Raw genomic sequence first — 12638 nt, forward strand, 5'->3', positions numbered from 1 at the left:
CGGCGCGGCCCCGGACGGATGGAAACCCAACGCGTGACGGAGTATCCGACCCCCCGACAGTCCGCTGCCCGGCCGATGGGCGGCGGTGCTCGTACGGCCGCGCCCGCGCCGGAGAGAACGGCCGGGCGCGCCGACGCCGCGCACGCCGCGCTTCCCGATCCCCGGGACGAGCCGGGCGCGTCGGATCTGGCGGCCGCCGCACCCCGGGACGCCCCCGCCCCGCCACAGGCGCCCGCACCGGCCGCCGGGGGGTGCCCGCACACCGGCCACGCCCGGCCCGCGGGCGGCGACGAGCCGGCCGGCCGCAGCCGTCCCGCCGCGCCGGAGCCCGCCGACCCGGCCGCCGGGCCGACGGCGGGGCACCCCGGCACGGACGAGTCGGAGGAGCCGGACGAGCGGGCCGAGCGGGAGCGGCGCGGAGGCGACCGGCTGCGCTTCGTGGGGGCCGCCACCCGGCGGATCGCCCGCGGCGTGGACCTGGACGAGACCGTGCTCGGGCTGTGCCGTGCCAGCGTCCCGGCGTTCTCGGACGCGATCCTGGTCTATCTGCGTGATCCGCTGCCGGTGGGGGACGAGCGCCCCACCGGGCCCTTCCTGCTGCGGCTGCGCCGCACCGACCGGCTGCCCGACTACGCTGCCCCGGCCTCCGCCGAGGCCGACCCCTCCGACACCGGGGAGTTCCCGCTGCCCCTGCTCACCGCCGCGCCGGAGGGCGCGGCGAGCGGAACGCCGGAGCTGATCGAGGTGCGCGGCGGCCCGCTGGCCGAGGTGCTGCGCGGGGTGCGCCCGGTCTTCGGCGACGCGCCCACCGTCCGCGAGGCGCTGCCCGAGCTGCTCGGCCCCGCCCGCGAGATCCCGGCCGGACGCCGGGCGATCCTCGCCCCGCTGCGCGGGCGCCGCCGGGTCATCGGCGCGGCCGTGTTCCTGCGCCGCCCCGACCGGGCCGCGTTCGAGGGCGACGACCTGCTGGTGGCCGCGCAGCTGGCCACGCACACCGCGCTGGGCGTGGACAAGGCGGTGCTCTACGGGCGCGAGGCGTACATCGCCGACGAGCTCCAGCGCACCATGCTCCCCGACGAGCTGCCCCAGCCCACCGGGGTGACGCTGGCCAGCCGCTACCTCCCGGCGGCCGAGACCGCCCGGGTGGGCGGCGACTGGTACGACGCGATACCGCTGCCCGGCGGCCGGGTGGCCCTGGTCGTCGGAGACGTCATGGGCCACTCCATGACCTCCGCGGCGATCATGGGCCAGCTGCGCACCACCGCCCAGACCCTGGCCGGGCTCGACCTGCCGCCGCAGGAGGTGCTGCACCACCTCGACGAGCAGGCCCAGCGCCTGGGCAGCGACCGGATGGCGACCTGCCTGTACGCCGTCTACGACCCGGTCGCCCACCGGATCGTGGTGGCCAACGCCGGGCACCCGCCGCCGGTGATGCTGCACCGCGACGGCCACGCCGAGGTGCTGCGCGTCCCGGCCGGGGCGCCCATCGGGGTGGGCGGCGTGGACTTCGAGGCGGTGGAGCTGGACGCCCCGGCCGGCGCCACGCTGCTGCTCTACACCGACGGCCTGGTGGAGTCCCGTCACCGGGACGTGTGGACCGGCATCGAGCAGCTGCGCGAGAAGCTCACCGACACCGCGGGGCTGACCCGCCCCGACACCCCGCCGCCGCTGGAACCGCTGTGCGACGAGGTGCTGGACATCCTCGGTCCCGGCGACCGGGACGACGACATCGCGCTGCTGGCCGCCCGCTTCGACGGCATCCCGCCCAGCGACGTGGCCTACTGGTACCTCGACCCCCGTGCCCAGACCGCGCGGCAGGCCCGCCGCCTGGCGCGGCGCGCGCTGGAGCGCTGGGACCTGGCGGATCTGTCGGACTCGGTGGAACTGCTGGTCAGCGAGGTGGTGACCAATGCCGTCCGCTACGCCGAGCGGCCCATCACGCTGCGGCTGCTGCGCACCGACACGCTGCGCTGCGAGGTCGGGGACGACGTGCCGCAGCTGCCCAGGCTGCGGCAGGCCAGGGCGACGGACGAGGGCGGCCGGGGCCTGTATCTGGTCAACCGGCTGGCCCGGCGCTGGGGCGCGACGAGGCTGAGCACCGGCAAGGTGGTCTGGTTCGAGCTGCCCCTGCCGTAGCGCGGCCGCGGGGTGAACGGAACGGACCCCGCACCACCGGTGGTGCGGGGTCCGTTCCGTTCACGCGGAGGGTTCGCGGCGGACCGCCGGTCCGCGGCGATCCGTCAGACCGCGGCGGCCGCCGGGGCGTCCGCCTGCGCTCCGGCCAGCGTGGCCTCGGCGTCCAGCACGGTGCCGACGGCCTGGATGACGGAGGCGATCTTGAAGGCCTCCTGGACCGTCTCGCGGTCCACACCGGCCTTGCGGAGCACCTGCTCGTGGGAGTCCAGGCACTGCCCGCAGCCGTTGACCGCGGAGACGGCCAGCGACCACAGCTCGAAGTCGGTCTTGTCCACGCCCGGGTTGCCGATGACGTTCATCCGCAGGCCCGCGCGCAGGGTGCCGTACTCCGGGTCCGACAGCAGGTGCCGGGTGCGGTAGAAGACGTTGTTCATCGCCATGACGGCCGCGGTCGCCTTGGCGGCGGTGTACGCCTCGGGGGAGAGGTTGGCCTTCGCCTCCGGCTCCAGCTCGGTGAGCACCTTCGGCGAGCGCGAGGCGATCGCGCAGGCCAGCACCGTGCCCCACAGCTGCTGCCGGGGCAGGTCGGAATTGCCTATCACGGAGCCGAGGTTGAGCTTGAGGTCCTTGGCGTAGGCCGGCAGCGCCGACTTCAGGTCGTCGAGAGCCATGTCGTCGTCTCAGCCCTTCACTCGCCCGAGAGCAGCTTGACCGGGTCGAGGGTGTCCTCGCCCTTGGACCAGTTGCAGGGGCACAGCTCGTCGGTCTGCAGGGCGTCCAGGACCCGCAGGACCTCCTTGGGGTTACGGCCGACGGAGCCGGCGGTCACCATGGTGAACTGGATCTCGTTGTTCTGGTCGACGATGAAGACGGCGCGCTGGGCGTAGCCGTCCTCGCCCTCGACGCCGCAGGCCCGCATCAGCTCGTGCTTGGGGTCGGCCAGCATCGGGAACGGCAGGTCGCGCAGGTCGGCGTGGTCCTTGCGCCAGGCGTGGTGCACGAACTCCGAGTCGCCCGAGACGCCGAGGATCTGGGCGTCGCGGTCGGCGAACTCGTCGTTCAGCTTGCCGAAGGCGGCGATCTCGGTCGGGCAGACGAAGGTGAAGTCCTTCGGCCAGAAGAAGACGACCTTCCACTTGCCCTCGTACGTCTTGTGGTTGATCTGCTCGAACGCCTTGTCGGCGTCGAGGTCCACACAGGCGGTCAGATCGAACTCGGGGAACTTGTCACCGACAGTGAGCACGCTCGCTCCTTGTTGCGTGGAAACGCCCCGTCGTGGGGCTTTCCTGAGGGTTGGACGCGATCCACACTGCCATAGCCAACATTGATCACAGAAATAGCTAGACTCACTGGCATTGATCGGAGGTGGTTATCAGTGACCCTGTCGGCGCACAGGCCGGGCCAGGAGTCCCGCAGGCGCCCCCACCAGGGGCCCGTGCCGCACGGCAGGGGGGAGGCCCGCAGGCCCACGCTGTCCCAGTTGCGGGCGTTCGCGGCCGTGGCGGACAACCTCCACTTCCGGGAGGCCGCCGCGGAGCTCGGGATGAGCCAGCCGGCTCTCTCGGGTGCCGTCGCGGCGCTGGAGGAGTCGCTGGGCGTGAAGCTGCTGGAGCGTACGACGCGAAGAGTACTGCTCTCCCCGGCGGGTGAGCGCCTGGCGTCCAGAGCCCGGACAGTGCTGGACGCGGTGGAGGAACTGCTGGAGGAGGCGGAGGCGGCACGCGCCCCCTTCACGGGCGCGCTGCGACTGGGAGTGATCCCGACCTGCGCCCCCTACCTGCTGCCGACGGTCCTGAGGCTCGTTCACGATCGCTATCCGGCACTGGATCTGCAGGTGCACGAGGAGCAGACCGCCTCGCTGCTCGACGGCCTGGTGGCCGGGCGGCTCGACCTGCTGCTGCTCGCGGTGCCGCCCGGCGCGCCGCGGACCGCGGACGCCGGCGGGGTGGAGACGGTGCCCCTGTTCGACGAGGACTTCGTGCTGGTGACCCCGAGCGGACACGAACTGGCCGGCCGGGACCGCCTGCCCCGCGAGACGCTGCGCGGTCTTGACCTGCTGCTCCTGGACGAGGGGCACTGCCTGCGCGAGCAGGCCCTGGACGTGTGCCGCGAGGCCGGGCGGACCGACGGGGTGCCGGCCACCACGAGCGCTGCGGGGCTGTCCACCCTGGTCCAGCTCGTCGCCGGCGGGCTGGGCGTGACGCTGCTGCCGCGCACCTCGCTGCACGTGGAGACGGAGCGCAACGAGTTGCTGGCGACCGCGCGCTTCGCCGACCCCGCCCCCTCGCGGCGGATCGGTCTGGCGATGCGGGCGGGAGCGGCGCGGCGGGACGAGTTCGCGGTGCTCGCCAAGGATTTGCGGGAGGCAATGCGTCCGCTTCCGGTGCGCATCGTGGACTGACGGTGCGGCGGGCCGGTGCGGCCGCCCGACCCGCCGCACGTCACGCTGCGCACACGGCCGCCGCACCCCTGGCCGGGCGCCGCCGGAGGGGCGCGCGGCGGGCCGTCCGGCCGTACGCCACCGTATGCATAAGCGTGCGCACAGTGGGTAGAGCCGATGCATCGTCTCTCGTACGGCCGCAGCGCGAACTGCCGTGCGCAGCAAGGCGGGTCAGGGTGACTCAATCGAAAGATCGAACAGCCGTAGCCGTCGTCAGGAGTGGACCGTGCTGCAAACGCCGCATCAGTCTCCGCAGGCCGCCGTCGTCCCCGTCCAGCGCACCTCCTCGCGCGAGCAAACCGGACCGTGGCACTCCGAGGCGGTCTGCCGCAGGGACGAGGCCGGCCTGTTCTTCGCGCCCTCCAAGGAGCCCACGGCGGCCCGCCTTTCGCGCGAGCAGGCGGCCAAGCGGGTCTGCGCACGCTGCCCGGTGCTCGTCGAGTGCCGTGAGCACGCGCTGCTCCAGCCCGAACCGTACGGAGTGTGGGGCGGGTTGACCGCGGCCGAGCGCAGAGTGGTGCTCGCCCGCCGCCGTCGCCACGACGCCGAGCTGGGACAGCCGGCCCAGGTGTCCCGCATCGCCTGACACCTCCCGCCGCACCCCGGCTCCCGCCCGGCGCCCGCACGCCGCCGCCACCGATACCGGTCCCGGCGCCGGCTCCGCCTTCCGGCCGGTCCGGGACCTTCTCCCGCGCCCCCGCGGCGGCGGGCCGCCCGGCCCGCCGCCGGGCGCGTCAGCGGGCCCGGTCGAAGTCGACCGCGCTGTAGGCGCGCAGCTTGGACAGCTTGTGGGTGGAGTCGATCTGGCGGATCGTGCCGGACCTCGACCGCATCACCAGGGACTGGGTGGTGGCCGTCTCCGCGCGGTAGCGCACCCCCCGCAGCAGGTCTCCGTCGGTGATGCCGGTGGCGACGAAGAACACGTTGTCGCCGCTGACCAGGTCGTCGGTGGTCAGCACCCGGTCCAGGTCGTGGCCCGCGTCGATCGCCTTGTGCCGCTCCTCGTCGTCCTTGGGCCACAGCCGTCCCTGGATCACACCGCCCAGGCACTTGATCGCGCAGGCGGCGATGATCCCCTCCGGCGTACCGCCGATGCCCAGCAGCAGGTCCACGCCCGTGCCCTCGCGGACGGCCATGATCGCGCCCGCCACGTCGCCGTCGGAGATGAACTTGATCCGGGCGCCGGACTCCCGCACCTCCCTGACGATGCCGTCGTGGCGCGGCCGGTCGAGGATGACGACGGTGACGTCCTCCGGCGTGCCGCCCTTGGCCTTGGCGACCCGGCGGATGTTGACCGAGGGCGGGGCGGTGATGTCGACGAACTCGGCCGCCTCCGGGCCGGTGGCGAGCTTGTCCATGTAGAACACGGCCGAGGGGTCGAACATCGAGCCGCGCTCGGCCACGGCCAGCACCGACACCGCGTTGCCCATGCCCTTGGCGGTCAGCGTCGTGCCGTCCACCGGGTCCACGGCCACGTCGCACTCCGGGCCGGTCCCGTCGCCCACGCGCTCTCCGTTGTAGAGCATCGGGGCCTCGTCCTTCTCCCCCTCGCCGATGACGACGACGCCGTTCATCGAGACGGTGGAGACCAGGGTGCGCATCGCGCGGACGGCCGCACCGTCCGCGCCGTTCTTGTCGCCGCGGCCGACCCAGCGGCCCGATGCCATGGCGCCCGCCTCGGTCACGCGGACGAGTTCGAGGGCGAGGTTGCGGTCGGGTGCCTCGGGGCTTACTTCGAGCTGGGAGGGAAGGTGGTGGTGATCGGTCATCGTGACGCACCTTTCTGCACGTCTGTACGGCGTCCGAACGCGACGGCCGAAGTGTTGAGGGTGCCTTCGACCCTATCCGGAGCAGTCGCAAAGTGAGCAGGCTGCCCCACGGATGAGCGCGACGGGGGTGGTGGTCCGGGCGGAAACGGGCATGGGGGACCATGGAGGCGTGGCAAGCACGGAGAACAAGCGCGGTAGGCAGACGGCCCGGGACATGGTGCTGTCGTTGCTGGTGATCCTTCTGGGTGCGGGGTTCGTGTACCTGCTCGTCCCGCACGACGACTCACTGGACCCGGTCCGCCCGGTCAGCTACGACGTGGAACTGGTCACGGCGCGGCGCGCGGCGCCGTACCCGGTGGCGGCGCCCGCGGGGCTGCCGGACACCTGGCGCGCGACCTCGGTGAGCTACAAGCGGCAGAGCGACCTCGGGGCCGTGTGGCACCTGGGCTTCATGGACCCGGACGACCAGTACGCGGCCGTCGAGCAGAGCGACGGCGATCCGGAGAAGTTCGTCCGGAGCGTCACCCACGGGGCGGAGCCGGCCGACCGGGCCCAGACGGTCGGCGGCGAGGAGTGGGAGCGCTACGAGGGCGAGAAGTACGACGCGCTCGTCCGGCGGGAGTCCGGGGTGACCACGGTGGTGACGGGCACCGCGTCCCTCGAGAGCCTCACACGGCTGGCCGCCTCGCTGGAGGCGGAGCGGGCCGGGGAGCCGGGGGAGGGCGAAGAGGCCGGCGAGGCCGGTACGGGCGGCGAGCCCGCGAAGTCCCAGGAGACCCAGGAGGCCGGGGCGTCCGGAAAGGACTGATCGCGGGCACCGGCCGGGAGCGGCGGCGGGCCGCCGGAACCCCGGTTCCGGCGGCCCGCCGCCTTCGGACCCTCCCGGCAGACGCTCCCCGGCCGGCTGCGGCGGCCTCCTCGCACGCCGGGCGCGAGAGGAGGGAGGGCCTTACCCCGTCACTCCCGCCCGTCCGCGGCCGTGCCGCCGTCCGCCGGCCCCGCCTCGTCCGCGGCCCCGCCGGAGTCCTCCCCGTCCTCGGCCAGCACCGCGTCCAGTCGCGCACGGGCGCCCTCCAGCCGGCGGCGGCAGACCGCGGCCAGCTCCTCGCCCCGCTCCCACAGCGCCAGCGACTCCTCAAGCGTGGAGCCACCCGCCTCCAGACGGCGGACCACGGCGACCAGCTCGTCGCGCGCCTGCTCGTAGCCCATCTCCCCGGCCGGCGGGGCGTCCGTGCTCGTGTCTGTCATGCGCCTCAGCCTAGTGTCCGGGCCTGACAGCGCGGCCTGTTCACTCCTCCTCGCCCCGCCGCGCGACCACCGTCAGCTCCCCCTCGGCCACCCGGGCGCGCAGCCGCTCGCCGTCGGCCACCTCCCGCGCCGCCCGCACCGCGCTGCCGTCGGCCCGCTGCAGCACCGCGTAGCCGCGTGCGAGCGTCGCGGCGGGGGAGAGGGCGACGACCCGGGCGGCGGTGTGCTCCAGCTCCGCCTCGGCCCGCGCCAGCAGATGCCCGAACGTCCGCCGGGCGCGGTCGAGCACCGCCGCGACCTGTTCCTCGCGCTCGGCCACCATCGTGTACGGCCGGGCCATCACCGGGCGGCTCATGGTGTCCGCCAGCCCCCGCTCCTGCCGCTCCAGCATCCCCTCGACCGCCCGCAGCGCGCGCTCGCGCAGCTGCCGCACCCGCTCCAGCTCCTCGCGCACGTCCGGCACGACGTCCTTGGCCGCATGGGTGGGCGTACGGGAGCGCAGGTCGGCGACCAGGTCCAGCAGCGGGGTGTCCGGCTCGTGCCCGATGGCCGAGACCACCGGGGTGACACAGCCGGCCACCGCCCGCACCAGCCGCTCGTCGGAGAAGGGCAGCAGATCCTCCACGCTGCCGCCGCCCCGGGCCACGATGATCACGTCCACGGCCGGGTCGGCGTCCAGCTCCCGCACCGCGTCGATCACCTGCGGCACCGCGTGCACGCCCTGCACGGCCACGTTGCGCACGGCGAAGCGGACGGCGGGCCAGCGCTGCCGCGCAGTCTCCAGCACGTCCCGCTCGGCGGCGGAGGCGCGGCCGGTGACCAGGCCGACCAGACCGGGCAGGAACGGCAGCGGCTTCTTCCGCTCGGCCGCGAACAGGCCCTCGGCGGCCAGTGACTTCTTCAGCTGCTCCAGCCGCGCCAGCAGCTCGCCCATCCCCACCGGCCGGATCTCGCTCACCCGCAGGGAGAGCTGACCGCGCGGCGCGTACCACTCCGGTTTGCCCAGCGCCACGATCCGGGCGCCCTCGCCCACCACGTCCGCCACCTTGTCGAAGACGGCGCGGTAGCAGGTCACGGTCAGCGAGACGTCGTAGGAGGGGTCGCGCAGGGTCAGGAACACCATCCCCGCGCCGGGGCGCCGGGAGAGCTGGGTGATCTGCCCCTCCACCCACACCGCGCCCAGCCGGTCGATCCATCCGCCGATCAGCCGCGACACCTCGCCGACGGGGACCGGCGCCTCGGGCGACGTGTTGAGAGCCATGGAAGGAGGCTAGCCGCACCCGCCGACAACCGGGGCCCGCCCACCCGCCCGTCCGCCCACCCCTCTGCCCGCCCGTCACGCCCCGCCGGGCGCCCGCGGGCCGGGCCCGTACGATGGCCCCATGACTGCTACGACCGCACGCCGGGTCCTCCTCGCCGCGCCCCGCGGCTACTGCGCGGGCGTCGACCGCGCCGTGATCGCCGTCGAGAAGGCGCTGGAGCAGTACGGCGCGCCGATCTACGTGCGCAAGGAGATCGTCCACAACAAGTACGTGGTGGAGACCCTGCGCAAGAAGGGCGCGATCTTCGTCGACGAGACGGAGGAGGTGCCCGAGGGCTCCATCGTGATCTTCTCCGCCCACGGGGTCGCCCCGGTCGTCCACGAGGAGGCCGAGCGGCGGAAGCTGGCGACCATCGACGCCACCTGCCCCCTGGTGACCAAGGTCCACAAGGAGGCCGTCCGCTTCGCCAAGGACGACTACGACATCCTCCTGATCGGCCACGAGGGCCACGAGGAGGTCATCGGCACCAGCGGCGAGGCACCCGACCACATCACGCTGGTCGACGGCCCCGGGGACGTGGAGAACGTCGAGGTGCGCGACCCCGAGAAGGTCGTCTGGCTCTCCCAGACCACGCTGTCGGTCGACGAGACGATGGAGACGGTCGACGCGCTCAAGCAGCGGTTCCCGGCGCTGGTCAGCCCGCCGAGCGACGACATCTGCTACGCCACCCAGAACCGCCAGACCGCTGTCAAGCAGGTCGCCGCCGAATCCGACCTGGTCATCGTCGTCGGCTCGAAGAACTCCTCCAACTCCGTGCGTCTGGTCGAGGTCGCCCTCGGCGCGGGGGCGAAGGACGGCCACCTGGTCGACAACGCCTCCGAGATCGACGAGGCATGGCTGGAGGGGGTCGCCACCGTCGGCGTCACCTCGGGCGCCTCGGTGCCGGACGTACTGGTCGAGGGCGTCCTGGAGTGGCTGGCCGAACGCGGCTACGGCGATGTGGAGGTCGTCCAGCCGATGGAGGAGAAACTGACCTTCTCCCTCCCCAAGGAGCTGCGCCGGGATCTGCGGGCCGAGGCCGGACGCAAGGCCGCCGGCTAACCGGCGGGCTGCCCCGCGGGCCGCTCCCCGCCGCCCTCCGCGCCGGCGGGGGCGGGCGGGGCCGCGGCCCGCCTCCGTGTCCCGGCCCTTCCGCTCCGGGCCCCGGCCCTCCTCGCCCCGCGGGACCCGGCACGCCTGGCGCCGGCCCTGCGGCCGGCCCGCCCGCGGGCGACCGCCAGGGCCACGGCGGTCAGCGTGCCCCCGTAGAGCCATCCGGCGTGCACGGCCAGCGCGGTCACCAGCTCCACCAGCCGGTCCGCCGGACCGCCCGAGCCGCCGCTGACGAAGACCAGTCCGGCGGTGAACGCGATGGGCACGGCGATCGGCGCGGCGGCCAGGTCGGCCGGGCGCACCCACAGCGCGCACACGGCGCTGACCAGCACGAAGGAGACCCCGTAGACGGCGGGCCGGCCGTCCAGCAGCAGCGCGTCGAGCCCGCCGGCCAGCAGCATCGCGCCCGTGGCCAGCAGCCCGCAGCCCAGCCCGGTCAGGCGCGCGCCCGGCGGCCACTCGCGCCGGGCGGGCGGGCCGGTCCGGGCATCCGCGCGCGGCGGGTCCGGCTCGGGCCGCTCCGGCGCGGCCCGGCGCGTGCTCTTCGCGGCTTCGGGGGATGGGGGCTGCGCCGTCCGGCGTCGCGGACGGAGACGGGGGATGCGCGCACTGTGTTGCTCCACCGCACCAACGTAGGCCGGGCACCGGCCCGGGGCCGGGCACGGACACGCCAGGGCCGTCCTTTGGAGTGCCCGTAGACTGGTGGATCGGCCCCCATCCGGGCCGGTCCACCCAGATCCTCTCGCTACGGGAAGTCGCCACGTGTCGCTCACGATCGGAATCGTCGGCCTGCCCAACGTCGGCAAGTCGACCCTGTTCAACGCCCTGACCAAGAACGACGTGCTGGCGGCCAACTACCCGTTCGCCACCATCGAGCCGAACGTCGGCGTCGTCGGCGTCCCCGACCCCCGGCTCGCCCGGCTCGCGGAGATCTTCGGCTCCCAGCGCGTCCTGCCCGCGACCGTCGACTTCGTCGACATCGCCGGCATCGTGCGCGGCGCGAGCGAGGGCGAGGGGCTGGGCAACAAGTTCCTGGCGAACATCCGCGAGTCGGACGCGATCTGCCAGGTCATCCGTGCCTTCGACGACGAGAACGTGGTCCACGTCGACGGCCGGGTCTCGCCGAAGGACGACATCGAGACGATCGACACCGAGCTGATCCTCGCCGACCTCCAGACCATCGAGAAGGTCCTGCCCCGGCTCCAGAAGGAGTCCCGGATCAAGAAGGATGTCCAGCCCAAGGTCAAGGCCGTCGAGGAGGCCAAGGCCATCCTGGACGAGGGGCGCACGCTGTTCTCGGCCGGCATCGTCCAGGGCTCCGAGCGGGCCGGGCTCCTGCACGACCTGCACCTGCTCACCACCAAGCCCTTCCTCTACGTCTTCAACGTGGACGAGGACGAACTGGGCGACGAGGCGTTCAAGGAGGAGCAGCGCAAGCTGGTCGCCCCGGCCGAGGCGATCTTCCTCAACGCCAAGCTGGAGTCCGACCTCGCCGAGCTGGACGAGGACGAGGCCCTGGAACTGCTCCAGTCGGTCGGCCAGGAGGAGCCGGGCCTGGCCACCCTCGCCCGTGTCGGCTTCGACACCCTCGGCCTTCAGACGTACCTGACGGCGGGCCCGAAGGAGGCCCGCGCCTGGACGATCAGGAAGGGCGCCACGGCCCCCGAGGCGGCCGGCGTGATCCACACCGACTTCCAGAAGGGCTTCATCAAGGCCGAGGTCATCTCCTTCGAGGACCTGGTCGAGGCGGGCTCGGTGGCCGAGGCCCGCGCCCGCGGCAAGGCCCGCATGGAGGGCAAGGACTACGTGATGCGCGACGGCGACGTGGTGGAGTTCCGCTTCAACGTCTGACACGTCCGGCGAAAGGCCGTCCGACCCGCAACGCAGCGGGTCGGGCGGCCTTCGCGGTCCACGCAGGGTCCGCGAGGACTCCGCGGTTGCTCCCTGATACCGCCACGGCTATCCCCCTCGGGACCGCGGGCCGGTCTGTGCCAGGGCCGTGATCAGCTACCGCTGATGCCTGGCTGGGGCTCCATGTCACGGGGGAGCTCCAGCCAGGCAAGTTTCCCCGCTTATTCGGCCGACGAGCTGGCACTGATCGCGGAGTCGTTCCCGGAAGCTCAAGGTGATGCCCTCACTGACGAGGCAGCGGTCGCACTGCGCACATCATGTGACCTCGTCGTCACCAATGGCATGGTCGACCAGCTCGGTAATGGCCGCTTCGCGCGCGAACTCGCCCGGAAGGCTGCCGCGGCTCGGGACTTGCGGCTCTACGACGCGCATGGCAGCTCCGGAGTCCCGTCGGAGGACGAGGCGACCACACTGCATATGGGTGATGTCATGGACGCGTACCAGGAACTCGCTGACGGTCTTCCGCCGAACCGCTGACTGATCGGTCAAGGCTGTCCCCGCACTCCGCAGGGCAGGCATGAGCGACCGGCGAGACCCAACGCCTGTCCGCGGCGAGACCCCTGGGTTGTCTCCCGTGCTGGGACAGCCCTGGGAGGACCGATGCCTCTTCACCTGAGAACCGGGCTTCGACAGGGTTGCCCGTCGCCCCTTCTGTCCGTGCCGCAGAGGGGGCTGACGGCTGTTCGGTATGTCCTTTGATCGAGGAAGACGCGGCGACGG

At 73.3% G+C, this 12638-nt stretch carries 13 protein-coding genes; 7 read left to right on the forward strand and 6 right to left on the reverse strand.

From position 1 onward, the window contains the following. Positions 1-18: 18 nt before the first annotated feature. Positions 19-2136, forward strand: a complete 2118-nt coding sequence (locus ACW69E_RS14980; protein WP_457498726.1) for a SpoIIE family protein phosphatase — start codon at positions 19-21, stop codon at positions 2134-2136. Between the two features lie 104 nt (positions 2137-2240). Here the strand turns inward: ACW69E_RS14980 and ACW69E_RS14985 are convergent, their stop codons facing one another. Beyond that, positions 2241-2807 carry an alkyl hydroperoxide reductase gene (locus ACW69E_RS14985; protein ID WP_457498727.1) on the reverse strand — a complete coding sequence of 189 codons (567 nt, stop codon included), beginning with the start codon at positions 2805-2807 and terminating at the stop codon, positions 2241-2243. 17 nt (positions 2808-2824) lie between these two features. Beyond that, positions 2825-3379, reverse strand: a complete 555-nt coding sequence (locus tag ACW69E_RS14990; RefSeq protein WP_457498728.1) for a peroxiredoxin — start codon at positions 3377-3379, stop codon at positions 2825-2827. Between the two features lie 192 nt (positions 3380-3571). On the opposite strand from ACW69E_RS14990, the gene ACW69E_RS14995 reads away from it, so the two are divergent. Both ACW69E_RS14995 and ACW69E_RS15000 read left to right on the forward strand, forming a co-directional pair. After that, complete coding sequence (locus ACW69E_RS14995) at positions 3572-4537, forward strand: hydrogen peroxide-inducible genes activator (RefSeq protein WP_457498771.1); 966 nt, start codon at positions 3572-3574, stop codon at positions 4535-4537. A gap of 265 nt (positions 4538-4802) precedes the next feature. Beyond that, on the forward strand, positions 4803-5162 hold the full coding sequence (locus tag ACW69E_RS15000) for a WhiB family transcriptional regulator (RefSeq protein WP_237878002.1): 360 nt from the start codon (positions 4803-4805) through the stop codon (positions 5160-5162). A 148-nt stretch (positions 5163-5310) separates the two neighbouring features. Here the strand turns inward: ACW69E_RS15000 and glpX are convergent, their stop codons facing one another. Beyond that, entirely contained in the window at positions 5311-6345 is a 1035-nt protein-coding gene (glpX, locus tag ACW69E_RS15005; RefSeq protein ID WP_457498729.1) for a class II fructose-bisphosphatase, read from the reverse strand. A 169-nt stretch (positions 6346-6514) separates the two neighbouring features. Between glpX and ACW69E_RS15010 the strand changes: the two genes are divergently transcribed. Then, positions 6515-7153 (forward strand): DUF4245 domain-containing protein, encoded by a 639-nt coding sequence (locus ACW69E_RS15010; protein WP_457498730.1) that lies wholly within the window; start codon positions 6515-6517, stop codon positions 7151-7153. A gap of 149 nt (positions 7154-7302) precedes the next feature. Here the strand turns inward: ACW69E_RS15010 and ACW69E_RS15015 are convergent, their stop codons facing one another. Then, complete coding sequence (locus tag ACW69E_RS15015) at positions 7303-7593, reverse strand: exodeoxyribonuclease VII small subunit (RefSeq protein WP_457498731.1); 291 nt, start codon at positions 7591-7593, stop codon at positions 7303-7305. 40 nt (positions 7594-7633) lie between these two features. Further along, a complete protein-coding gene (xseA, locus tag ACW69E_RS15020) occupies positions 7634-8854 on the reverse strand; it encodes an exodeoxyribonuclease VII large subunit (protein WP_457498732.1) in 1221 nt (406 codons plus the stop codon). Positions 8855-8975: 121 nt separating this feature from the next. Here xseA and ACW69E_RS15025 point away from each other — a divergent pair, with 121 nt between their 5' ends. Beyond that, positions 8976-9956: a 4-hydroxy-3-methylbut-2-enyl diphosphate reductase gene (locus ACW69E_RS15025; protein ID WP_457498733.1), complete on the forward strand. Its 981-nt coding sequence runs from the start codon at positions 8976-8978 to the stop codon at positions 9954-9956. Here ACW69E_RS15025 and ACW69E_RS15030 read toward each other — a convergent pair. Continuing rightward, positions 9953-10630, reverse strand: a complete 678-nt coding sequence (locus tag ACW69E_RS15030; RefSeq protein ID WP_457498734.1) for a DUF6542 domain-containing protein — start codon at positions 10628-10630, stop codon at positions 9953-9955. The genes ACW69E_RS15025 and ACW69E_RS15030 overlap by 4 nt on opposite strands. 139 nt (positions 10631-10769) lie before the next feature. Between ACW69E_RS15030 and ychF the strand changes: the two genes are divergently transcribed. Next, positions 10770-11858, forward strand: a complete 1089-nt coding sequence (ychF, locus tag ACW69E_RS15035) for a redox-regulated ATPase YchF (protein WP_457498735.1) — start codon at positions 10770-10772, stop codon at positions 11856-11858. Positions 11859-12023: 165 nt separating this feature from the next. Next, positions 12024-12395: a hypothetical protein gene (locus ACW69E_RS15040; protein ID WP_457498736.1), complete on the forward strand. Its 372-nt coding sequence runs from the start codon at positions 12024-12026 to the stop codon at positions 12393-12395. Positions 12396-12638 lie beyond the last annotated feature (243 nt).

Source organism: Streptomyces sp. SS8 (assembly GCF_054072955.1).

Coding starts and splice junctions, on each gene's coding strand:
- glpX (WP_457498729.1), bottom strand. CDS start 6,345: ATGACCGATCACCACCACCTTCCCTCCCAGCTCGAAGTAAGCCCCGAG.
- ACW69E_RS15040 (WP_457498736.1), top strand. CDS start 12,024: ATGCCTGGCTGGGGCTCCATGTCACGGGGGAGCTCCAGCCAGGCAAGT.
- ACW69E_RS15025 (WP_457498733.1), top strand. CDS start 8,976: ATGACTGCTACGACCGCACGCCGGGTCCTCCTCGCCGCGCCCCGCGGC.
- ACW69E_RS14980 (WP_457498726.1), top strand. CDS start 19: ATGGAAACCCAACGCGTGACGGAGTATCCGACCCCCCGACAGTCCGCT.
- xseA (WP_457498732.1), bottom strand. CDS start 8,854: ATGGCTCTCAACACGTCGCCCGAGGCGCCGGTCCCCGTCGGCGAGGTG.
- ACW69E_RS15015 (WP_457498731.1), bottom strand. CDS start 7,593: ATGACAGACACGAGCACGGACGCCCCGCCGGCCGGGGAGATGGGCTAC.
- ACW69E_RS14985 (WP_457498727.1), bottom strand. CDS start 2,807: ATGGCTCTCGACGACCTGAAGTCGGCGCTGCCGGCCTACGCCAAGGAC.